Origin of the sequence: Candidatus Dechloromonas phosphoritropha (assembly GCA_016722705.1) — a bacterium.
Classification (GTDB): Bacteria; Pseudomonadota; Gammaproteobacteria; order Burkholderiales; family Rhodocyclaceae; genus Azonexus; species Azonexus phosphoritrophus.
This window is the reverse complement of the sequence record JADKGN010000004.1, coordinates 2346471-2366449: the sequence shown is the minus strand read 5'-3', so window position 1 is coordinate 2366449 and position 19979 is coordinate 2346471. Positions and strand designations below refer to the sequence as shown.

Annotated in this window: 22 protein-coding genes and 2 pseudogenes; 5 read left to right on the top strand and 19 right to left on the bottom strand. The window is 59.9% G+C overall.

Features of this window, described 5'->3' with window-relative positions; translation table 11 throughout:
* Window positions 1-6: 6 nt before the first annotated feature.
* From rpoD to IPP03_17160, 4 genes are all read right to left on the bottom strand, one after another.
* Window positions 7-1977 carry an RNA polymerase sigma factor RpoD gene (rpoD, locus tag IPP03_17175; GenBank protein ID MBL0354295.1) on the bottom strand — a complete coding sequence of 657 codons (1971 nt, stop codon included), beginning with the start codon at window positions 1975-1977 and terminating at the stop codon, window positions 7-9.
* 46 nt (window positions 1978-2023) lie between these two features.
* Entirely contained in the window at window positions 2024-3760 is a 1737-nt protein-coding gene (locus IPP03_17170) for a DNA primase (protein ID MBL0354294.1), read from the bottom strand.
* Between the two features lie 6 nt (window positions 3761-3766).
* Window positions 3767-4213, bottom strand: coding sequence for a GatB/YqeY domain-containing protein (locus IPP03_17165; GenBank protein MBL0354293.1), 447 nt, complete (start codon window positions 4211-4213; stop codon window positions 3767-3769).
* Between the two features lie 71 nt (window positions 4214-4284).
* Window positions 4285-4497 (bottom strand): 30S ribosomal protein S21, encoded by a 213-nt coding sequence (locus IPP03_17160; GenBank protein MBL0354292.1) that lies wholly within the window; start codon window positions 4495-4497, stop codon window positions 4285-4287.
* 138 nt (window positions 4498-4635) lie between these two features.
* Between IPP03_17160 and tsaD the strand changes: the two genes are divergently transcribed.
* Window positions 4636-5667 (top strand): tRNA (adenosine(37)-N6)-threonylcarbamoyltransferase complex transferase subunit TsaD, encoded by a 1032-nt coding sequence (tsaD, locus tag IPP03_17155; GenBank protein MBL0354291.1) that lies wholly within the window; start codon window positions 4636-4638, stop codon window positions 5665-5667.
* A gap of 31 nt (window positions 5668-5698) precedes the next feature.
* Here the strand turns inward: tsaD and IPP03_17150 are convergent, their stop codons facing one another.
* Window positions 5699-7141, bottom strand: a complete 1443-nt coding sequence (locus IPP03_17150) for a catalase (protein MBL0354290.1) — start codon at window positions 7139-7141, stop codon at window positions 5699-5701.
* Window positions 7142-7317: 176 nt separating this feature from the next.
* Window positions 7318-7914, bottom strand: coding sequence for a glycerol-3-phosphate 1-O-acyltransferase PlsY (gene plsY / locus IPP03_17145; GenBank protein MBL0354289.1), 597 nt, complete (start codon window positions 7912-7914; stop codon window positions 7318-7320).
* Window positions 7915-7980: 66 nt separating this feature from the next.
* Between plsY and IPP03_17140 the strand changes: the two genes are divergently transcribed.
* The gene (locus IPP03_17140; protein MBL0354288.1) at window positions 7981-8331 is read left to right on the top strand and encodes a dihydroneopterin aldolase; all 351 of its coding nucleotides are present in this window, start codon (window positions 7981-7983) and stop codon (window positions 8329-8331) included.
* A 49-nt stretch (window positions 8332-8380) separates the two neighbouring features.
* Here IPP03_17140 and ybaK read toward each other — a convergent pair whose 3' ends face one another.
* Window positions 8381-8872: a Cys-tRNA(Pro) deacylase gene (gene ybaK / locus IPP03_17135; GenBank protein MBL0354287.1), complete on the bottom strand. Its 492-nt coding sequence runs from the start codon at window positions 8870-8872 to the stop codon at window positions 8381-8383.
* A gap of 90 nt (window positions 8873-8962) precedes the next feature.
* Window positions 8963-9532: pseudogene (locus IPP03_17130) on the bottom strand (IS110 family transposase).
* Between the two features lie 44 nt (window positions 9533-9576).
* Between IPP03_17130 and IPP03_17125 the strand changes: the two are divergent.
* Window positions 9577-10044, top strand: a complete 468-nt coding sequence (locus IPP03_17125) for a hypothetical protein (protein ID MBL0354286.1) — start codon at window positions 9577-9579, stop codon at window positions 10042-10044.
* A 99-nt stretch (window positions 10045-10143) separates the two neighbouring features.
* Complete coding sequence (locus IPP03_17120; GenBank protein MBL0354285.1) at window positions 10144-10728, top strand: hypothetical protein; 585 nt, start codon at window positions 10144-10146, stop codon at window positions 10726-10728.
* 443 nt (window positions 10729-11171) lie between these two features.
* On the opposite strand, the pseudogene IPP03_17115 reads toward IPP03_17120, so the two are convergent.
* The 4 genes and pseudogenes from IPP03_17115 to IPP03_17100 all read right to left on the bottom strand — a co-directional run bounded on the left by IPP03_17115 (window position 11172) and on the right by IPP03_17100 (window position 15279).
* A pseudogene (locus IPP03_17115) lies at window positions 11172-11354 on the bottom strand (IS110 family transposase).
* A 353-nt stretch (window positions 11355-11707) separates the two neighbouring features.
* Window positions 11708-13030, bottom strand: coding sequence for an amino-acid N-acetyltransferase (argA, locus tag IPP03_17110; protein ID MBL0354284.1), 1323 nt, complete (start codon window positions 13028-13030; stop codon window positions 11708-11710).
* An 8-nt stretch (window positions 13031-13038) separates the two neighbouring features.
* The gene (gene pap, locus IPP03_17105; GenBank protein ID MBL0354283.1) at window positions 13039-14538 is read right to left on the bottom strand and encodes a polyphosphate:AMP phosphotransferase; all 1500 of its coding nucleotides are present in this window, start codon (window positions 14536-14538) and stop codon (window positions 13039-13041) included.
* Window positions 14539-14541: 3 nt separating this feature from the next.
* Complete coding sequence (locus IPP03_17100; protein MBL0354282.1) at window positions 14542-15279, bottom strand: 16S rRNA (uracil(1498)-N(3))-methyltransferase; 738 nt, start codon at window positions 15277-15279, stop codon at window positions 14542-14544.
* Window positions 15280-15290: 11 nt separating this feature from the next.
* Between IPP03_17100 and IPP03_17095 the strand changes: the two genes are divergently transcribed.
* Entirely contained in the window at window positions 15291-15533 is a 243-nt protein-coding gene (locus IPP03_17095) for a hypothetical protein (GenBank protein MBL0354281.1), read from the top strand.
* Window positions 15534-15643: 110 nt separating this feature from the next.
* On the opposite strand, the gene IPP03_17090 is transcribed toward IPP03_17095, so the two are convergent.
* The 7 genes from IPP03_17090 to IPP03_17060 form a co-directional block, all read right to left on the bottom strand.
* Complete coding sequence (locus IPP03_17090; GenBank protein MBL0354280.1) at window positions 15644-15874, bottom strand: hypothetical protein; 231 nt, start codon at window positions 15872-15874, stop codon at window positions 15644-15646.
* A gap of 223 nt (window positions 15875-16097) precedes the next feature.
* Window positions 16098-17351: a UDP-N-acetylglucosamine 1-carboxyvinyltransferase gene (gene murA / locus IPP03_17085; protein MBL0354279.1), complete on the bottom strand. Its 1254-nt coding sequence runs from the start codon at window positions 17349-17351 to the stop codon at window positions 16098-16100.
* A complete protein-coding gene (locus IPP03_17080) occupies window positions 17344-17586 on the bottom strand; it encodes a BolA/IbaG family iron-sulfur metabolism protein (protein MBL0354278.1) in 243 nt (80 codons plus the stop codon). Before IPP03_17080 ends, murA begins: the two co-directional genes overlap by 8 nt.
* Window positions 17587-17590: 4 nt before the next feature.
* Window positions 17591-18343 (bottom strand): ABC transporter permease, encoded by a 753-nt coding sequence (locus tag IPP03_17075; protein ID MBL0354277.1) that lies wholly within the window; start codon window positions 18341-18343, stop codon window positions 17591-17593.
* Entirely contained in the window at window positions 18340-19059 is a 720-nt protein-coding gene (locus IPP03_17070) for an ABC transporter ATP-binding protein (protein MBL0354276.1), read from the bottom strand. The genes IPP03_17075 and IPP03_17070 overlap by 4 nt, the downstream gene beginning before the upstream one ends.
* A 10-nt stretch (window positions 19060-19069) precedes the next feature.
* The gene (locus tag IPP03_17065) at window positions 19070-19351 is read right to left on the bottom strand and encodes an STAS domain-containing protein (GenBank protein ID MBL0354275.1); all 282 of its coding nucleotides are present in this window, start codon (window positions 19349-19351) and stop codon (window positions 19070-19072) included.
* Window positions 19348-19974, bottom strand: coding sequence for an ABC transporter substrate-binding protein (locus tag IPP03_17060; GenBank protein ID MBL0354274.1), 627 nt, complete (start codon window positions 19972-19974; stop codon window positions 19348-19350). The genes IPP03_17065 and IPP03_17060 overlap by 4 nt, the downstream gene beginning before the upstream one ends.
* Window positions 19975-19979: the final 5 nt, after the last annotated feature.

The window sequence follows — 19979 nt, the reverse complement described above, 5'->3', positions numbered from 1 at the left end:
GTCAAGTTAGTTGCCGCTGCTGTCGATGAAGCTGCGCAGCTTGTCCGATCGGCTCGGGTGTCGCAGCTTGCGCAGAGCCTTGGCCTCGATCTGGCGGATGCGCTCACGGGTGACGTCGAATTGCTTGCCAACTTCCTCCAGCGTGTGGTCGGTGTTCATTTCGATGCCGAAGCGCATGCGTAGAACCTTGGCTTCGCGCGTGGTCAGCGTATCCAGAATATCCTTGGTTACACCGCGCAGGCTCGAGTACATCGCCGCGTCGGCCGGGGCCAGGGTGTGCTGGTCCTCGATAAAGTCGCCGAGATGAGAATCGTCATCGTCACCGATCGGGGTCTCCATCGAGATCGGTTCCTTGGAAATTTTCATGATCTTGCGGATCTTCTCCTCGGGCATGTCCATCTTCTTGGCCAGCGTCGCCGGATCAGGCTCGGCGCCGGTTTCCTGCAGAATCTGACGGCTGATCCGGTTCATCTTGTTGATCGTCTCGATCATGTGCACCGGAATGCGGATGGTCCGCGCCTGGTCGGCGATGGAACGGGTGATCGCCTGGCGAATCCACCATGTGGCGTAGGTCGAGAACTTGTAGCCGCGACGGTATTCGAACTTGTCCACCGCTTTCATCAGGCCGATGTTGCCTTCCTGGATCAGATCAAGGAACTGCAGGCCGCGATTGGTATATTTCTTGGCGATCGAGATGACCAGGCGCAGGTTGGCCTCGGTCATTTCGCGCTTGGCGCGCCGGGCCTTGGCCTCGCCGGTAGACATTTGCTTGTTGATGTCCTTGAGATCCTTGAGCGGAATGCCGATGTGTTCCTGCAGGGCGAGCAGCTTTTTCTGCTCTTCCTTGATCGCGGGTGCGTTGCGGGTCAGGATGGCGACGTAGGTCTTGGGTGCCGCGGCGATCTCGACATCGACCCAGTCGAGATTCACTTCGCTGCCCGGAAAAACCTGGATGAAATGCGCGCGTGGCATCTTGACCTTGTCGACGCAGATTTGCTGAATCTTGCGTTCCGAGCCGCGCACCAGTTCAACCATGCCGCGCACGCTGTCGCAGAGTCGCTCGATCGAGCGCGAAGTGAAGCGGATGTTCATCAGCTCGTCGGTAATCTGCTGCCGGATCTTGAGGTAGGTCTTGTCCTGCGAACCCTTGCCGACCAGTGACTTCTGCATCCGGACATGCAGGGCCTGGATGGTGGCAAAGCGCTCCAGGGCATCAGTCTTCAGTCGCAGCATCGAAGCGGATACGGCGCCGGCGCCGCCATCGCTGTCTTCGTCGCTCTCTTCTTCCTCCTCCTCGATATCTTCCGGCAGGTCCGCATTGGGTGCAGATACGGTGGCGTTGAGGTCGATCAGCCCATCAACCAGTTCGTCGATGCGCATTTCATCGGCTTCGACCTTCGCCGCCATCTCGATGATATTTGCGATCGTCGTCGGGCAGGCTGAGATGGCCTGAACCATGTGCTTGAGGCCATCCTCGATACGTTTGGCGATCTCGATCTCGCCTTCGCGGGTCAGCAGTTCGACTGAACCCATTTCGCGCATGTACATGCGCACCGGATCGGTAGTGCGTCCGAATTCGGAGTCGACCGTAGACAAGGCCTGTTCCGCCTGCTCCTCGACCTCCTCGTCATCGGCCGCCACGGTCGCCGTATCGGACATCAGCAGGTCTTCGGCTGCCGGGGCTTCATCGAAGACCTGGATACTCATGTCACTAAAGGTCGAGATGATCGTTTCGATGCTTTCCGCATCGACGACGTCATCCGGCAGGTGGTCGTTGATTTCGGCGTAAGTGAGAAATCCCCGCTCCTTGCCCAGCTTGATCAGGTTTTTCAGGCGCGTCTTGCGCGCTTCGGCGTCAAGGGGGGCGGGAGTTTCGGTCAGTGCGCCCTGGAGCAGCGCCTTTTCTGCGGCCTTCTCCTTGGCCTTACTGATACGAGCCTTTGGGGCTTCCTTGACAGTGTCTGTTGCCTTGATCATGACTACGATCCATGTAATTGGAGAAAACCGTAAATTATACCATAACTTAGCTTCGATTTCCCCGGTTGCCGATAATGTCGATATAGGCCCGCTTTTCCTCCGGCGTCAGCCCGGTGACCCCAAGTTTCTGCACCCTGGCCTGCAACTCGGAAAAAGCGCGCTTCTGATCGCCTTCCTGCATTTTCTCGAGTATTGCGTCAAACTCTGCTTCTGCTTCACCTTCGTCAAACGGATGGTCAAGAAGTTCCGAAGCGAAAGCTTCCACCAGTCCCGCTTCTGGCCGGCCACGCATCTGCTCACGCAGATACGCATAACCTGGGGCATCCGGATGGGCCGCCACGAGATCATGCAGAAGGATCAGGAGCGGGCGCTCGGGCGTGTCCGGCAGGCGGCCCACCGGCAATGCCCTGGCCAGCACCGGCTTGTGCAGGACGATGCGCAGCAGGTTGCGGGAGAGCGACGGCGCCGGGCGCCTCGCCCTGGCCGGCGCGGCGGGCGTGTAGGATTTCAGTTCGCACAGGCGTTCGACCTCGCTCTGGGCAAAGCCGCTGGCTTCGGCCAGGCGCTTGACCAGTTGCAGGCGTAGCAGCGGCGTCGGCAGTTTGAGCAGCAGCGGCTTGGCTTCGTAAATCAACTGGGCCTTGCCTTCTGAACTGGTCAGGTCGCAGCGCTGGGCAAGTTCGCGCAGCAGGAAGTCGGAAAGCGGCATCGCCTGCTTGACCAGACGCTCGAATGCTTCCTTGCCATTGGCACGGATGTAGCTGTCCGGGTCATCTTCCTGTGGCAGAAAGACGAAGGCGAGGCGCTTGTTATCGGCCAGCGCTTCGAGCGCGTTTTCCAACGCGCGCCAGGCAGCCTTGCGCCCGGCATTATCACCGTCGAAACAGAAAACGACGCGGTCGACCTGGCGCAGCAGCTTATTTACGTGGGTCGCCGTGGTCGCCGTGCCGAGCGTCGCGACGGCATTGCCGACGCCATTTTGGGCCAGCACAATGACGTCCATGTAGCCCTCGGTGACGATCGCAGTATTGGTTTCGCGTAGTACCTGGCGTGCCTGCGGCAGGCCGAACAGTTCGCGCCCTTTCTCGAAGAGTGGGGTTTCCGGTGAGTTCAGGTATTTCGGCTCGCCGTGATCGATGATGCGCCCGCCAAAGGCGATGATGTCACCTTTCTGGTTGATGATCGGGATCATCAGGCGGTCGCGGAAACGATCGTAGCGACGACCCGCTTCATTCTCGATGACGAGGCCAACTGTTTTCAGTTCATCGGCGTCGTAATCGTAGAATATCGCCTGCAGGTTCTGCCAGCCCTCCGGCGCATAACCCATACCGAAGCGGCCGGCGACTTCTCCGGTCAACCCGCGTTTCCGGCAATATTCGATGGCGCGTGGCGAGGCCTTGAGCTGATCCTTGTAGTACTGCGCGGCGCGGGCCATGACGTCGATCAGGGCGCGTGTCTGGCCCGGCTTTTCATCGCTGAAGCTGCGCCCCTCGCTTTCCGATACCTGCATGCCGGCGCGGCTGGCCAGTTCCTTGACAGCATCGATGAAGCCCAGTCCCTGGTATTCCATGACAAAGCCAATCGCCGTGCCGTTCGCCCCGCAGCCGAAGCAGTGGTAAAACTGCTTGGTCGGGCTGACCGTGAACGACGGCGATTTTTCGTTATGGAAAGGGCAGCAGGCGGCATAATTTGCCCCTGACTTTTTCAGCGGGACGTAGCTGTCGACCAGATCGACGATGTCGACCCGCGCCAGCAGGTCCTGGATGAAGGAGTCCGGGATCACGCTCGCTTAGCCGGCAAGCGCGGCCTTGACCAGTTTCGATACTTCCGCCATGTCGGCTTTGCCGGTCAGGCGCGGCTTGAGCAAGGCCATCAGCTTGCCCATGTCGGTCGGCCCCTTGGCGCCGGTTTCGGCGACTGCCGCAGCAACGGCGGCAGCGGTATCGGCAGCACTCATTTTCTCTGGCAGGTAGGCGGCGAGAACCGCGATCTCGAATTTTTCGCCGTCGGCCAGCTCCTGGCGGCCGGCCGCTTCGTACTGGGTGACGCTGTCCTTGCGTTGTTTGGTCAGCTTTTCGATGACGGCGATAACGGCGTTGTCGTCGAGTTCGATACGCTCATCGACTTCCTTCTGCTTGATGGCGGCGAGCAGCAGGCGGATCGCGTTCAGCCGTGCTGTTTCCCTGGCCTTCATGGCCGCTTTCATGTCTTCGGTAATACGTGTCTTGAGGTTCATTTGGCTTTTCTCAAACGAAAAAGCCGCCTGCTGTGTGGCGGGCGGCTTCCATTTTCACTGAACAGTTTCGATCAGTACATTTTCGGCGGCAGGGTCAGACTGCGGAGGCGCTTGTGCTGGCGCTTGACGGCGGCGGCCGCCTTGCGCTTGCGCTCGGCGGTGGGCTTTTCGTAAAACTCGCGAGCGCGCAACTCGGTCAGGAGGCCCGTCTTTTCGACAGTGCGCTTGAAGCGGCGAATCGCCACCTCGAATGGTTCGTTTTCCTTGACACGAATGTTCGGCATAAAAATCACCCCCTCCCGTCAGGCGCCCGCCAGGTCAAGTAAACGGCGGTGCGCGCAAATTAGCATCCGCATGGTCGCGGAAAGCCAAGCAGTATATGGCAGAAATCCCTTTTGTCTCAAGTGGTAAAATGCGCGCCGATGCTAGTCCTCGGTATTGAATCCTCCTGCGACGAAACCGGTATTGCGCTCTACGACAGTGCTGCCGGACTCTTGTCGCATACTCTGCATTCGCAAGTCATGATGCACGCCGAGTACGGCGGCGTCGTGCCGGAACTGGCTTCGCGCGATCATATCCGCCGGGTCGTGCCGCTGTTGCGCGAAGCGCTGGCCAACGCCAAGCGGTCGCTGGCCGATGTCGATGCCGTAGCCTATACGCGCGGCCCGGGGCTGGCGGGCGCCTTGCTGGTCGGCTGCGCCTTTGCCGAAGCGCTGGCGGTGGCGCTCGACAAGCCGACCATTCCGGTGCATCACCTCGAAGGACATCTGCTGTCGCCACTGTTGTCGGCCGCGCCACCAACTTTTCCGTTCGTCGCGCTACTGGTTTCCGGCGGCCATACGCAGTTGATGCAGGTGACCGCCGTCGGCGAGTACGAACTGCTCGGCGAGACACTCGACGATGCGGCCGGCGAAGCTTTCGACAAAAGCGCCAAGCTGCTCGGCCTGCCTTATCCCGGCGGCGCCCTGCTGTCGAAGCTGGCCGAGCAGGGCAGGCCCGGCATTTACAAGTTGCCGCGGCCAATGCTGCATACCAATGACCTGAATTTCAGTTTTTCCGGTTTGAAAACGGCGGTACTGACGCTGGTTCGCGAGCAGTTGGAAGCATTGGGCGATGAATTCAGGGCCGATGCGGCATGTGCTTTTCAGGAAGCCATTGTCGAGGTGCTGGTCAAGAAATCGCTGAAAGCAATGAAGCAGACCGGCCTCAAGCAACTGGTCGTAGCCGGCGGCGTTGGCGCTAACCAACAGTTGCGGTCGACGCTGAATCAGGAGGCAAAACGCAAGCGCTTCCGCGTCTATTATCCGGAACTTGAATTCTGCACCGACAACGGCGCAATGATCGCGCTGGCCGGTTGCCTGCGACTACAGGCGGGAACGCCGGCGAAGGCGGCCGGCAGCTTTGCTGTGCAGCCGCGCTGGCCACTGATGGAAATGTCCGCCGGCAAGGCCTGAAAAAAACCCGGGTTGCCCCGGGCTTCGTGCATCAGACCGTCAGGCCCAAGGCCTTGGCGACGCCGGCGCCATAGGCCGGATCGCATTTGCTGCAGTTGCCGATGTGGCGGCGCTTGACCTCTTCCGGCGCATCGCCCAGCGAGCGGGCGGTGTTTTCGAACAGGACCTGCTGCTGGGCCGGCGCCATCAACTGGAACAGGGCGCGCGGCTGCGAGTAATAGTCGTCATCGTCCTCGCGGAAGTTCCAGTGATCGGCCGCACCGTCGATCTTCAGCGGCGGTTCGCGGTAGTCCGGCTGCTCCTGCCACTCGCCCTGGCTGTTCGGCTCGTAGCCCAGCGTGCTGCCGAAGTTGCCATCGACCCGCATCTGGCCGTCGCGGTGATAGCTGTGGAACGGGCACTTCGGCGCATTGACCGGAATGTGGCCGTGATTGACGCCGAGCCGGTAGCGCTGAGCGTCGCCGTAGGAGAACAGCCGGCCCTGCAGCATCCTGTCCGGCGAAAAGCTGATACCGGGCACGACGTTGGCCGGGTTGAAGGCCACCTGCTCGACTTCGGCGAAATAATTGACCGGATTGCGGTTCAGTTCCATGACGCCGACTTCGATCGGTGGGTAATCCTTGTGCGGCCAGATCTTGGTCAGGTCAAACGGGTGATAAGGAACCTTATCGGCATCGGCTTCGGGCATGACCTGCACCGCCAGCGTCCATTTCGGGAAATCGCCGCCTTCGATGGCGTCATAGAGGTCGCGCTGGTGCGTTTCGCGGCACTTGCCGACCGCCGCTTCAGCTTCGGCGTCGGTCATGTTCTTGATGCCCTGCTGGCACTTGAAGTGGAACTTGACCCAGAAGCGCTCGTTCTGCGCGTTGATGAAGCTGAAGGTGTGCGAACCGAAGCCATGCATGTGGCGATAGCTCGCCGGGAGGCCACGGTCGCTCATGACGATGGTGACCTGGTGCAGGGCTTCCGGTAGCAGCGTCCAGAAATCCCAGTTGTTGGTGGCGCTGCGCAGGTTGGTGCGCGGGTCGCGTTTGACGGCATGATTGAGGTCAGGAAACTTGAGCGGATCGCGCATGAAGAAAACCGGCGTATTGTTGCCGACCATGTCCCAGTTGCCTTCCTCGGTATAGAACTTGATGGCGAAACCGCGGATGTCGCGTTCGGCATCGGCAGCGCCGCGCTCGCCGGCGACTGTGGAGAAGCGGGCGAAGAGTTCGGTCTTCTTGCCGACCTGGGAAAAAATTTTGGCGCGGCTGTACTTGGTGATGTCGTTGGTTACGGTAAACGTACCATGGGCTCCCGAACCCTTGGCATGCATGCGCCGCTCGGGAATGACTTCACGGTCGAAATGGGCCAGTTTTTCGAGGAACCAGACGTCCTGCAACAGTTGCGGGCCGCGCGGACCGGCAGTCATCGAATTCTGGTTGTCTACAACCGGGCAACCAGCGGTAGTGGTAAGTTTCTTGTTGCTCATGGCGCATTCTCCTGGATCTGATTCAGCGGTTTTCGGGAAGGACGACGCGTTTTTCAGCTTCGACCGGAAAGCCCAGTCTAGGATACGGCATCTGATTTGCCAAATTGATTATTCGCATATTGCGAATTGTCTTTGGCTATGGCTGGCTAAAAACAGCTAGGCCGGGCGCGGCACGATCAGGATTTTTTCTTGCCGCCGATTTTGCTTTCCTGGCCAGCCAGCAGGCGCTGGAAGTTCTGCCAGTGCTTGCCGATCAAGGCCATTGCAATAATGCCGATGACGATGATCTGCGAGTTTGCCCCGTGCATCAACAGGGAATAAACCGGAGCCAGCGCTGCAGCGAGAATGGCGGCCAGCGACGAATAGCGGAAGGCGAGCGCGACGAACAGCCAAGTGGCTGCCACAGCCAGGCCGAGCAGCGGATCGAGCCCGATCAGGACGCCGGCGGCGGTGGCGACGCCCTTGCCGCCCCTGAACTTGAGAAAGACCGGATACAGGTGGCCGAAAAAAACGGCCAGTGCGACGAGGCCGATGATGTTGTCGCTTAATCCCATTCGCTGCGCCACGTACACCGCAACCCAGCCCTTCAGCGCATCGCCGAGCAACGTGAACAATGCGGCCTTCTTGTTGCCGCTGCGCAGCACGTTGGTCGCGCCGGGGTTGCCCGAACCGTAGCTGCGCGGGTCAGCCAGCCCGAACAGCCGCGAGGAAATCAGGGCGAAGGGAACGGAGCCGAGGAGGTAGGCGGCAAGGATGACGAAAGCCGTTTGCATGGGTGGCGAGTGTCACTGGGTTACAATCCGAGCCAATTTTACACTTTCACCACGGTCGACCGCCCAATGGACCTGATTTTCATCGACGAACTGCGCGCCGAAACCTGGATTGGCATCTATCCGCGCGAAAAGGCCATGCCGCAGACGGTCGAGATTTCGCTGCAGATCGGAGTGTCGACCGTATCGGCCGGGGCGAGTGATGATATTCGCGATACAGTCGATTACGCGGTGGTGGTCGACCGCCTCCGGGCCGACCTGGCGGCCAGCCACTTCAACCTGCTCGAAAAACTGGCTGAACATATCTCCACCTGGCTGCTCAGGGAATTCGCTGTCCACTGGGTCCGCGTTTCGGTCGCCAAGCTGGGCATGATTGCGGGCGTCAAGCGCGTCGGCGTCATCATCGAGCGGTCGATGTAGGTACGCAGGGACCTCGCATGCGAGCCGAACCCTGTGGCGATGAATTTCTTCAGGCCTTGAGCGCCGCCGTGACCGGCTTCGGGTTCAGCGTGCGTACGATGTCGTGCGGATGCACGCCGACCAGGAAACCACGCCGGCCGCCGTTGATGTAGACCAGCGGCAGGTCAAGGATAGTCTTTTCCAGATAAATCGGCAGCGCCTTCCTGGTGCCGAACGGGCTGGTGCCGCCGACCAGATAACCGGTGTGGCGGTTGGCGACCTCCGGCTTGCACGGCTCGACCTTCTTGCAGCCGATCTGGCGCGCCAGTTCCTTGGCCGACACCTTGCAGTCGCCATGCATCAGCACGATCAGCGGCGTCGCGTTTTCGTCCTCGAACACGAGCGTCTTGACCACCTCGTGCTCATCCACATTCAGCTCGCGCGCGGAAACCTTGGTCCCGCCGTGCTCCTCGTAGGTGTAGAGGTGGCTCGAAAACGGAACGCTGTGGGTCTTCAGGAATTTGATGGCCGGGGTTTCGGGAGCGTGGTCGGTCTTGCTCATGGCGATGGATGGATTGCTAACAAGGTGATTATCCATGAGCGGCGGCCATCAGTTCACCTTTCTGGCCAGGCAATACAGGGAAAACGCGCACTGTGCGAGGATTGTGCCCTTACGAATGATGGAGATGATGAATCCCATTTTTCTTGGGTGTTCGAGGTGGGCGCCGATTTCCCGGCGCAGGCGTTCGACTTTCTGCGGCAGGACGATGCCGAATTCGCTGATCAACCCGCGCAGGCGGTTGTAGAGGGCGGTGCGCTCTTCGATAAAGCCTTGCCGGGTGCGGTGCAGACAGAGGATGGCTTGCTGGTCGATGTCCTTGATTGGCACGAAGCGCATATTGGGCCGGGTGACGGCTTCGCAGATCGCGGCGGCATCCGCCGCATCATTCTTGCCGCGCTTGCCGCTCATCCGGTACGGCGCCACGAACTTGGGCGCCATCAGTTTGACGGTGTGCCCGAACTGCCGGAACAGTCTTGCCCAGTGATGCGCACCCGAGCAGGCCTCCATACCGATCAGACAAGGCGGCAGATTGGCAACCATCTCCAGCAATTGGCTGCGCGCCACTTTCGGTTTGACGAAAGCTGCCTGGCCACTCTGGTCAATGCCATGTAAAGCGAATACATTCTTGGCGAGATCGATGCCGACCGTAACAATGCTCATGGACTTCCCCTTTCGAATAAATGATTCAGCGCGGAAACTCAATCATGGCAGCTACTGCTGCCGGCGGCTTCCGCCGCTACTTCGAGACCTGGAAGTCCCTTTCATTCGTTAGGCCCTTTTCTGTCCATCGCTCATTCTTTACCAAGGAGAAGACCGTGTCTGAAGATCAACAAACGAATCAAGTTCCGCAACCGCAAGTGCCCGCAGCGCAACTGACATTTCTTGAACTGCTGAGAATTGTAATCACCGACCCAAGGCTCGATTCGGAGCAAAAGAAGACACTTCTTGATGAGTTACGAAAGAGCGGCGGTGTCGATCGTTGGACCTACCGATCTGCGATATGGATTCTCGGCGGCGTAATTTTGCTCACCATTGTGGCGATCTCGCTTATGACTACTGTCGGCGGAGTGCCCCCTGAACAGATACCCCAAGGCCTCGTAGCCATCGGATCGAGCGCAGTGGGTGGACTGGCAGGCCTGCTGACCCCGGGCCCAGAACATAGCGGATCTTGACGTGCGGTCTAACCGGTCAATGGAGCAGACAGTTTCCGAGATGCTTAGCATGCCTCCAACCGCCGCTCATTTCCAACGTTAGGCATCGCAGCAACCGACATGGCACTTCCCGAAAAAGACCTCTTCACGCTGGCAGAGATTGCGGCACGCTGGAAGTGCGACGACGCGGCGTTCTTAACCTATGCCAGCAAAGACTTCCTCACGTACTCCGTCTATCTTCGCGATCTGGGCAGCCACAGGACAGTGGAAGAGACTGAGAGCGAGGGAATTACGAGAACGCACACCGTGGCCTTCTCGATGGTCAGCCCAGACTACAAGCGGCAATCCATTCGATATTTGCGTGCGGACGACGCACGGCGAATCTTAGAGAGCCGCCCACCTGAGGAGATTGGCGTGTCAGTTCTCTACAAGTCCACACAGCGCACCAAGGAGCACGGAACCGGGCACGTGCAAGCGCACTACTTCACTCGGGCTGATCTCCTCATCTCAAGAGAGGAGCGAGATCGCTTTGAACAAGCGCACGAAGTCATCAGCAATCCCGGATGGCTGGCGCGCAGATGGAACTGGTTACAGGACGCTGAGAACCAGAAACCACTAGTTATCCTCGGCGGAGGCGTCGCCGCTATCACTGCGGCGGCATGGAAAGCCTTGCAATGGTGGCTGAAGGCCACTCCGCCCCAATGAAGGCGACGCCTAACCCTGCGCCCAGCCCCACTCCCTTCGGTCGCTGGACGCTGCGCGATAAAGCCGCGCAGCGCCGGTTAGCTCTACTACAAGGGCTTCCTCATATTCAGCAAGCGGATTTCTGATTTTTACTGTCTCATCGTTGTTCTGCCTCAATGATTTGTCTGCCCATCTGGTCTGCCATGTCGAAGCAAAGAAGGTGAAGGACTGCGGTACTACAACCGGTCATGTTGGGCTTCTTGCCCGGACCCTGATGAAAGACGCGCGCGGGGGCCTCATTCGTTAGTCGGGAATGACTTCTTCGCCTTGAGCTAATCAGGCATACCCCGCGCGCGCCCAACCCGCTTCACATCAACGTTGGCAGTGCTTCGCTGGTATTTTGCCGCCCGCGAGCAGCCGGTGACTCCCTTTGGTTTTCTCTCTGTTGACGCTTTTTTTCCTGCTCAGGCAACACCTGCGGTCAACCGGAAATCTTCCCCATATTTCATGACGGCCCAGGCCAGCCGCAGATTCTTGGCAGCAATGGCGACCGCCGCTTTCCAGTAGCCACGTCGTTCAACCAGAGCGCGAGCTAAACGGCTGAAGCGATCTTGCTTATCACCCAGACCGGCGAGGACAGAGCGGGCAGACAAGGCGGCAGGTTGGCAACCGTCTCCAGCAATTGGTGCGCGCCACCTTCGGTTTGGCAAAAACCACCTGGCCGTTCTGGTCAATGCCATGCAAAGGGAATGCATTTTTGGCGAGATCGATGCCAACGGTGACAATGCTTATGGACTTCCCCTTTCGAATGAATGATTCAGTGTGGAAACTCAATCATGGCGGCTACTGCTGCCGGCGGCTTGCGCCGCTACTTCGGAACGGGGAAGTACCTTTCATTCGTTAGTTGTGTGCTGCCTTGATTCATCATGCCACGACCAAAAACAATAAAGCCCTGCGTTAGTTGAATCGCTGCGGCCTTGTGAAACGTGCTGAAATTACATCAAAGGATTTTTAATAGTATTTTTGAACGACGCTGATAGTTGTACATGTCTCGTTTCCGCGCGGGCAGATCGTCGACCGAAGCAGGCTTGAAGCCGCGCTCGACGAACCAGTGTTCCGTACGCGTAGTCAGCACGAAGAGACGCTTGACACCCGCCTTTTTCGCACGGCGCTCGACACGCCTCATCAACTGCTCACCATAACCGCCTTCGCGATGCTCGGTGCTCACCGCCAGGCAGGCCAGTTCGGCATAATCGTCCGAATGGCTGTAGAGAGCCGCGCAGCCGACGATGATGCCATCGTGTTCGATGATGGAAAAATGATCGATCTCACGTTCAAGCAGTTCGCGCGGCCGGTGAACCAGAACGCCTTCAGCCTCCAGCGGCGCGATCAACGCGATCAGCGCGCCGATGTCATCCGGCCTTGCCTCGCGGATGTGCTCAAGCGACTCGCGCGTGACCACGGTGCCGACACCATCATGGGTAAACAGCTCGCGCAGCAACGACCCATCCTGTTCGAAACCGATAAGGTGTACCCGGCCGACACCGGCACGACTAGCCCTGAGAACACACGGCAGGCAACGGCGCATATCCGACGACAGCCAGTTACCGCCCGCCTTGACGATGTCACCTACCCCATCAGCAGTCATCTCTTCGATCAAGCCGCCGGCTGGATTGGTTACCCCGGGGCTATCCGTCAGGAAAACCAGCTTGTCGGCCCCGATCGCAACGGCCACTGCCTCGGCCACCTCTTCCGTCTGCAGGTTGAAGATTTCACCGGTCGGCGACGGCCCCTCGCAATTGAGCAGCACGATGTTGCCCAAGCTCAGTTGGGCGTTGATGCCCTCGGCGTCCACCTTGCGCACCTTGCCGGCGTAATGCATGTCAATCCCGTCAAGCACGCCGATCGGCTGCCCGGTGATGAAGTTGCCCCCGATGACCCGAATGCGGCTATTGGCCATCGGCGTGTTGGGCAGACCCTGCGAAAGCAGGGCCTCAACCTCAAGATAGACACTGCCGACGGCATCGAGTACGCACTCCAGGGTTATCGCATCGGTGACGCGATAGCCACGATGGTATTTCGACTCAAGATTCTTCTCGCGCAGCTCCTCCTCGATCTGGCGCCGCGCGCCATGCACCAGAACCAGCCTGATGCCGAGGCTGACCAGGAGATTGACGTCGTAGGCAAGCGTCTTGGCGGACTCGCTCGCCACCGCCTTGCCACTGAAGGCGATGACGAAGGTCCTCCCGCGAAAGGCATTGATATAGGGCGTGACCGCCCGGAACCAGGAAACGAAATGCTCGTCGTGGGCGGTTTCGCTCATCGCGGTTGCTACTTCTTGCCATGGTTACGTTTCAGCGCGTGCTCGACACTCTCGCACACCGTCTGCAGAACCTTGACGCGAGCAAAGTTCTTGTCGTTGGCCTCGACCAGGGTCCACGGCGCCAGCCCGGTCGAGGTACGGTCGACCATGTCGCAGACAGCGGAAACGTAGTCGTCCCATTTTTCCCGATTACGCCAATCCTCGTCGGTGATCTTGAAGCGCTTGAAATCCATTGCCTGGCGCTCCTCGAAGCGGCGCAACTGCTCGTCGGCGCTGATTTGAAGCCAGAACTTGATGACCACCACACCGGCATCGGTCAACTGATGTTCGAAATCATTGATCTCGGCATAGGCCCGCAGCCAGTCGGCTTCGGTGCAGAAACCCTCGACCCGCTCGACTAGGACGCGTCCGTACCAGGAACGGTCAAAGATCGCGACCCGGCCGGTACGCGGCAAGTGCCGCCAGAAGCGCCACAGATAGGGCTGGACGTGCTCCTCCGAAGTTGGCGCGGCAATCGGGATGATCTGGTACTGCCGGGCGTCGATTGGCGAAACCAGCCGGCGGATTGCGCCGCCCTTCCCGGCCGCGTCGGACCCCTCGAAGACCACCACCAGCGAGCGCTTTTCGAGGAAGTTCGGGTCACGCATCAGCTCGAAGAACCGGGACTGATATTTCGCGAGTTCGCGCTCGTAGTCCTTCTTGAGCAACTGCTTGCCGAGATCGAGTTCGGTCAGCACATTTTTCTCGTCAATCGCACGCATGATCGGCGGCGCCACCGGCACCTGCTGGCGACCCTGCTGCTGCAGACGGTGCTGCAGCGCGTCGAGAACGATACGTCCGACAGTCAGTGAGCGATATTCGTCATTCGTGCTCTCGATGATAATCCAGGGAGCATGTGCCGTATTGGTCACGCGCAGCACATGTCCGGCTACCTGCTGCAACTTGTCGTAAGTCTTGAGCCGTTCGTAGCTGGCCTTGGTCACGCGCCAGGCAGTGCGCGGGTTCTTCTCGAGCTCCTTCAGCCGCTGCTTCTGGCCATCTTTCGACAGGTGAAACCAGAATTTCAGCACCAGCGCACCCTCATTGACCAGCATCGCCTCAAAGCGGTTGAAGTCGTCGAGGCGGTCGTCCATATCGGGGGCTGCCATGGCGCCCCGGATGCTGTCGGCAATCGGCTGCGAGTACCACGAACCAGCGAAGATGCCGATCTTGCCCTGCGGCGGCAGCGCCCGCCAGTAGCGCCACATGTAGGGACGCGAACGCTCCTCGTCGCTCGGTGCGGAAAAGGCCAGGGTCGAGATGTGCCGCGGGTCCATCCATGAATATAGCAGGTTGATGGTTTCACTCTTGCCGCTGCCGTCCACCCCACTGATCAGGATGATGACCGGAAATTCCTTCTTTTCCAGCATGTCGTACTGAACATCGAGCAGCGCGGCGCGAAGCTTGGGGACCTCCTTCTTGAAGGTCTCCTTGTCGATGACGTGGCCCAACTCCGCTGATTCGAACATTCTTTACCCTCCTCTGAAATCACCCCACAAGGCCTGCATCACCGCCAGTGCAGCAAGGCCCGCCGTTTCGGTGCGCAGGGTCCGCGGACCCATGCGTACCCGTTGAAAACCAACCTGACGCGCGGCGACGATTTCCTGTGGGTCAAGCCCACCCTCGGCACCGATCAGCAGTTCCACGCTCTTCGCCGACGGCTGATCGACAAGAGACTGCTCGGCATCGGGCGCGAGCATGAGGCGTAGCGCCCCGCTGGACGGCCGAGCCAGCCAGTTTTCCAGCTTCTCCACAGGTGCAACCTGCGGCACCTGATTGCGCCCGCATTGCTCGCAGGCGGCGGCGGCCACCCCCTGCCAGTGCGCCACCCGCCGCGCCGCCCGCTCCCCAGCCAGACGCGTGACGCTGCGCCGGCTGTCCACCGGAACGATGTGCGAAACGCCCAGTTCAACCGCCTTCTGCACCGTGTAATCCATCTTTTCGCCGGACTGTACGGCCTGGACCAGCGTCACCACCAACCCCGACTCGCGCTCCACATCACGCCATGCCCCCAGCGCCGCAACCACTCGGCCCTTTTCGATGCGCTCGATGCGCGCCTCATACTCACCGGCACGGCCGTCAAAGAGAACGACTGGCGCCCCTGGCGGAAGGCGCAAAACACGTACCGCATGGCGCGCCACAGGTTCCGGAAGTTGAACGTGAGCGCCCGGCGCAAGCACCTCTCGGCAATAGAAACGCGGCTGATTCATGGGGTGGTATTATGGGCGAAATAGAAGATCGCGGGAAACAGATGGTTGCCTTGAACCCGCCCGCCTGCGCCTTCGGGCTCCCGGAAGTTCCGTTCGACCTGCCAGCTACCGACGGCAGATGCCACACGCTGACCGATTACCGGGGACCGAGTGGTCTCCTGATGATGTTTATCTGCAACCACCGTCCCTTTGCCAAGGCGGTCATCGAACGCATCGTGCGCGATTGCCGGGAACTGGCTGTCTTGGGCGTGTAGACAGCGTCGCGATCATCAGCAACGATGCCACCGCCTATCTGGAGAACTCTTTCGCGAACATGGTGATTGGCTGCTCGATCAAATGGCACGACACCTGACGCCGCGCCACGTCATGCGCGGGTCATGGTGATCGAGTTAACGGCACACGGGATCGGCATATGCAGATGCGCCTCCTCGATGGCGCGCGCCGGCACTGCGATCGTGGGTACCAGAGCAAGCGCTGCGTACGGCTTGCGGGTCATTACCCTCTGCACTTCGCCGATGCGTAATGTCGCCGCTTCGATCGCTTCTTCGACAAGATCCTTGGCGTCACATATCTGGCGCAGAGTTTCGAGTTCCATGCAAACTCCCTTCAGGCGCCCGCGCACCAAGTTCTTATCTGGTCATGGGCCGCTTCGCCGGGCACCAGATCCAGTTGTCCCACGCCGAAAAACGGGCACACATTGGCGCCCGCTTGCTGCGGCTACACCGGATCATCACCAATAAAGCACTTGTTAAGGACTTCCTGGCTTTGGTCGTCGCCGATTGGGAAAACAGGCCAATTCAGCGCGGAAACAACCGAAGTCAGTGTACGCGCCTGACCAGTGCTCCGAGCTTCGCAAGTTTCTCCTCGATTCGCTCGTAACCGCGATCAAGGTGATAGATGCGGTCGATCAGCGTTTCGCCGCGCGCCACCAGGCCGGCGATGACCAACGAGGCAGAAGCACGCAGATCGGTAGCCATCACCGTCGCCCCTTCGAGATGATTGACGCCGCGGACGATGGCGTTGCTACCCTCGATCTGGATGTCAGCACCGAGGCGCGCGAGTTCGTTGGCGTGCATGAAGCGGTTTTCGAAAATCGTTTCGCGGATCGTCGCCACGCCGTCGGCAATGCAATTGATCGCCATGAACTGCGCCTGCATGTCGGTCGGAAAGGCGGGGTAAGGCGCCGTGCGCAGACTGACTGCCTTCAGACGCGGCGGCGCGGTGAGGCGGATCGCGTCGCGCTCGACAGTGATCTCGCAACCGGCGTCCATCAGCTTGTCGACCACGGTATCGAGATAGGCGGCTGAGGTTTTCAGCAGGCGGATATTGCCCCCGGTGGCGGCGGCCGCACATAGGTAGGTACCGGTTTCGATGCGATCGGGCATGATGGAGTGGGTCGCCCCATGCAGTTTATCGACACCCTGGATGCGGATCACGTCGGTTCCGGCGCCGGAAATGCGGGCGCCCATGCTGACCAGACAATTGGCCAGATCGACCACTTCCGGCTCGCGTGCGGCATTCTCAATGATCGTTTCGCCGTCGGCGAGACAAGCCGCCATCATCAGGTTCTCGGTGCCGGTCACGGTGACCATGTCGGTGCAGATGCGCGCTCCTTTGAGGTGGCTCGCCCTGGCATGTACATAGCCCTGCTCGACATGGACTTCAGCGCCCATCGCCTGCAGGCCCTTGATATGCTGATCGACCGGCCGCGCGCCGATCGCGCAACCGCCGGGCAGCGAGACCCGCGCTTCGCCGCCGCGCGCCACCAGCGGCCCGAGAACGAGAATCGCCGCACGCATGGTCTTGACCATCTCGTACGAGGCAACTGGATTGTTGAGGCCGCCACCATCGAGCAACAGGCCATCGATGCCGTCCAGCGTCACGCCGACACCCATGCCGCCGAGTAGGCGCAGCATGGTGGAGATGTCGTTGAGGTGCGGAACATTGGTCAAGCACAACGGCTCAATGGTCAGCAGCGAGGCACAGAGAATCGGCAGCGCGGCATTCTTGGCGCCGGAAATGGCAACCTCCCCGGAAAGGGCTCTACCGCCCTGAATCAGCAATCTATCCACGCTGGGCGCTCCACTCTTCCGGGGTCAGGGTTTTGAAGGAAATCGCGTGCAGCTCGCCGCTTGCCAGCTTTTCATCGAGCGTCCGATAAACATGCTGCTGGCGCTGCACGCGGTTCATGCCGGCGAATTCCGCGCTGACCACGATGGCCGCGAAATGCTGGCCATCGCCGTCGAGGGCGAGATGTTCGCAGGTCATGCCGGCGCGAATAATATCCTTGATCTGGTCGGGATGCATGGGTTCAAGCCCTCAATTTCCAGCCACGCTTGAGCAGGCTCAGCGTCAGCAGCGAGACGGCGACGAAACAGGCGAAGACAATGCCCAAGCTGATTTCTGGTGCAATGTCGGAAACACCGAAAAAGCCGTAACGGAAGCCGTCAATCATGTAAAAGACGGGATTGTAATGCGACACGCGCTGCCAGACGACCGGCAAACTGTGAATCGAGTAGAAAACACCGGAAAGCATGGTCAGCGGCATGATCAAAAAGTTCTGGAACGCCGCTAACTGGTCGAACTTTTCGGCCCAGAGCCCGGCCAACATCCCCAGCGTGCCGAGAATCGTGCCCCCCAGGATGGCAAATGCGATGACCCATAGCGGCGCGACGATGTGAAACCCGGCAACCCAGGCCGTCGCGACCAGGACGCCGACACCGACCATCAGGCCGCGTGCCAGCGAGGCCAGCACATAGGCTGCGAAGAAGGCGCCGTAAGGAATAGGCGGCAGCAGGACAAAAATGATCGACCCGGTGATCTTGGCCTGGATCAGGCTGGACGACGAATTGGCGAAGGCATTCTGCAGCACCTGCATCATCACCAGGCCCGGTATCAGGAAGCTGGTGTAACGCACTCCATGCACTTGGACGTGATCGTCGAGAACGTGACCGAAGATCAGCAGATAGAGCAGTGCCGTCAGCACCGGCGCGGCGACGGTCTGGAAGGCGACTTTCCAGAAGCGCAGCAACTCCTTGTGGAAAAGGGTCCAGAAGCCGATCACTGGTTCATTGTCCGCACGAAGACATCCTCGAGCGAGCCGCCGGGGTGCGCCGCGATCAAGTTGGCCGTAGTATCCAGGACAATGACCCTGCCATCTTTCATGAGTGCAATCCGCTCGCACAGCGCCTCGGCTTCCTCAAGATAGTGCGTGGTCAGGATAATCGTGTGGCCTTCGCCGTTAAGCCGGCGCACGAACTGCCACAGGCCCTGGCGCAGCTCGACATCGACGCCCGCCGTCGGTTCGTCGAGGACGATCACCGGCGGCTTGTGCACCAGCGCCTGGGCGACCAGCACACGGCGCTTCATGCCGCCCGACAGGCGGCGCATGTTCACGTGGGCTTTAGCGGTCAGGTCGAGGTTTTGGAGAATCTCGTCAATCCAGGCATCGTTATTGCGGATACCAAAATAGCCGGACTGAATCTGCAAGGTTTCACGCACCGAGAAAAATGGGTCGAAGACCAACTCCTGCGGCACGACGCCGAGCAGGCTGCGCGCTTTCCGATAATCCTTGACGACATCGTGGCCGAGCACCGACAGGCTGCCGGAGTCGGTGCGAACCAGGCCCGCCAGTGCGGAGATCAGCGTCGTCTTGCCGGCGCCGTTCGGACCCAGCAGGCCAAAGAACTCGCCCTCGCCGATTTCTAGCGAAACACCGGCCAGCGCCTGTAGCGCGCCGAAATTCTTGACGACATCAACGATGGAAACCGCAGCGGCCATGGGTACCGCCTCAGACGCGCGGCAGAAGTTCGCTGACGCCGTAGAGTTCGGCCAGCGAACGCAGGCCTGGCGGAATATGGGCAAATATGACTGTTGACCGCGACCGACTGGCGACGCGCAGCCAGCCGAGCATGACGGCAATGGCGGACGAATCGGCGTCGCTGACCTGTTTGAAATCAAAGATCTGTTCGCCCGGCTGCAAAGCAGCGCGGCCGGCTTCGAGCAGCTTGCGGGCGTTGGCCATGACCATCGGTACCTTGACGACGAGGCGTTGCGCCTGCCGTTCGATCATTTGCCGCCGGCCTTGGCGCTACCACCCAGAACCGACTTGTTCTTGGCCGCGATCGCCGCGATCAGGCCGTCGATACCACCGCTGCGCACTTCCTGCGCAAACTGGTCGCGGTAGTTGGTAACCAGGCTGATGCCGGCAACAACCACGTCGTAGACCTTCCAACTCGTATCGGATTTCTTCAGATTGTAGTCAATCTGGACGGGCTTCGATCCGGGCTGGATGACCTCGGTACGGACCAGCACCTCGCTATCGTCAGAATTCATCCTGAACGGCTTGTACACGATCTTCTGATTCTTGTAGCTGGTCAGGGCATTCGAATAGGTGCGCACCAGCAGGGTCTTGAACTCGGCGATCAACTGCTGCTGCTGGCCCGGGGACGCCTTCTTCCAGTCCTTGCCGACCGCCAGTGCGGTCATGTGCCGGAAGTCGAAGTTGGGCAACACCTTCTGATCGACCAGGTCGATCGCCTTCTGCGTGCTGCCGTCCTGAATCTCCCTGTCCTTGCGGACGATTTCCAGGACCTCCTCGGTCACCCTCTTGACCAGCACGTCGGGTGCTTCCTGGGCGAGGGCCGGGACAGCGAGCAGTACGGAAAAAAAGACGGCAATCAGCTTTTTCATCATTGTTT

Coding starts and splice junctions, on each gene's coding strand:
- rpoD (MBL0354295.1), bottom strand. CDS start 1,977: ATGATCAAGGCAACAGACACTGTCAAGGAAGCCCCAAAGGCTCGTATC.
- IPP03_17165 (MBL0354293.1), bottom strand. CDS start 4,213: ATGAACCTCAAGACACGTATTACCGAAGACATGAAAGCGGCCATGAAG.
- IPP03_17160 (MBL0354292.1), bottom strand. CDS start 4,497: ATGCCGAACATTCGTGTCAAGGAAAACGAACCATTCGAGGTGGCGATT.
- tsaD (MBL0354291.1), top strand. CDS start 4,636: ATGCTAGTCCTCGGTATTGAATCCTCCTGCGACGAAACCGGTATTGCG.
- IPP03_17150 (MBL0354290.1), bottom strand. CDS start 7,141: ATGAGCAACAAGAAACTTACCACTACCGCTGGTTGCCCGGTTGTAGAC.
- plsY (MBL0354289.1), bottom strand. CDS start 7,914: ATGCAAACGGCTTTCGTCATCCTTGCCGCCTACCTCCTCGGCTCCGTT.
- IPP03_17140 (MBL0354288.1), top strand. CDS start 7,981: ATGGACCTGATTTTCATCGACGAACTGCGCGCCGAAACCTGGATTGGC.
- ybaK (MBL0354287.1), bottom strand. CDS start 8,872: ATGAGCAAGACCGACCACGCTCCCGAAACCCCGGCCATCAAATTCCTG.
- IPP03_17125 (MBL0354286.1), top strand. CDS start 9,577: ATGGCAGCTACTGCTGCCGGCGGCTTCCGCCGCTACTTCGAGACCTGG.
- IPP03_17120 (MBL0354285.1), top strand. CDS start 10,144: ATGGCACTTCCCGAAAAAGACCTCTTCACGCTGGCAGAGATTGCGGCA.
- argA (MBL0354284.1), bottom strand. CDS start 13,030: ATGAGCGAAACCGCCCACGACGAGCATTTCGTTTCCTGGTTCCGGGCG.
- pap (MBL0354283.1), bottom strand. CDS start 14,538: ATGTTCGAATCAGCGGAGTTGGGCCACGTCATCGACAAGGAGACCTTC.
- IPP03_17100 (MBL0354282.1), bottom strand. CDS start 15,279: ATGAATCAGCCGCGTTTCTATTGCCGAGAGGTGCTTGCGCCGGGCGCT.
- IPP03_17095 (MBL0354281.1), top strand. CDS start 15,291: ATGGGCGAAATAGAAGATCGCGGGAAACAGATGGTTGCCTTGAACCCG.
- IPP03_17090 (MBL0354280.1), bottom strand. CDS start 15,874: ATGGAACTCGAAACTCTGCGCCAGATATGTGACGCCAAGGATCTTGTC.
- IPP03_17080 (MBL0354278.1), bottom strand. CDS start 17,586: ATGCATCCCGACCAGATCAAGGATATTATTCGCGCCGGCATGACCTGC.
- IPP03_17070 (MBL0354276.1), bottom strand. CDS start 19,059: ATGGCCGCTGCGGTTTCCATCGTTGATGTCGTCAAGAATTTCGGCGCG.
- IPP03_17065 (MBL0354275.1), bottom strand. CDS start 19,351: ATGATCGAACGGCAGGCGCAACGCCTCGTCGTCAAGGTACCGATGGTC.
- IPP03_17060 (MBL0354274.1), bottom strand. CDS start 19,974: ATGATGAAAAAGCTGATTGCCGTCTTTTTTTCCGTACTGCTCGCTGTC.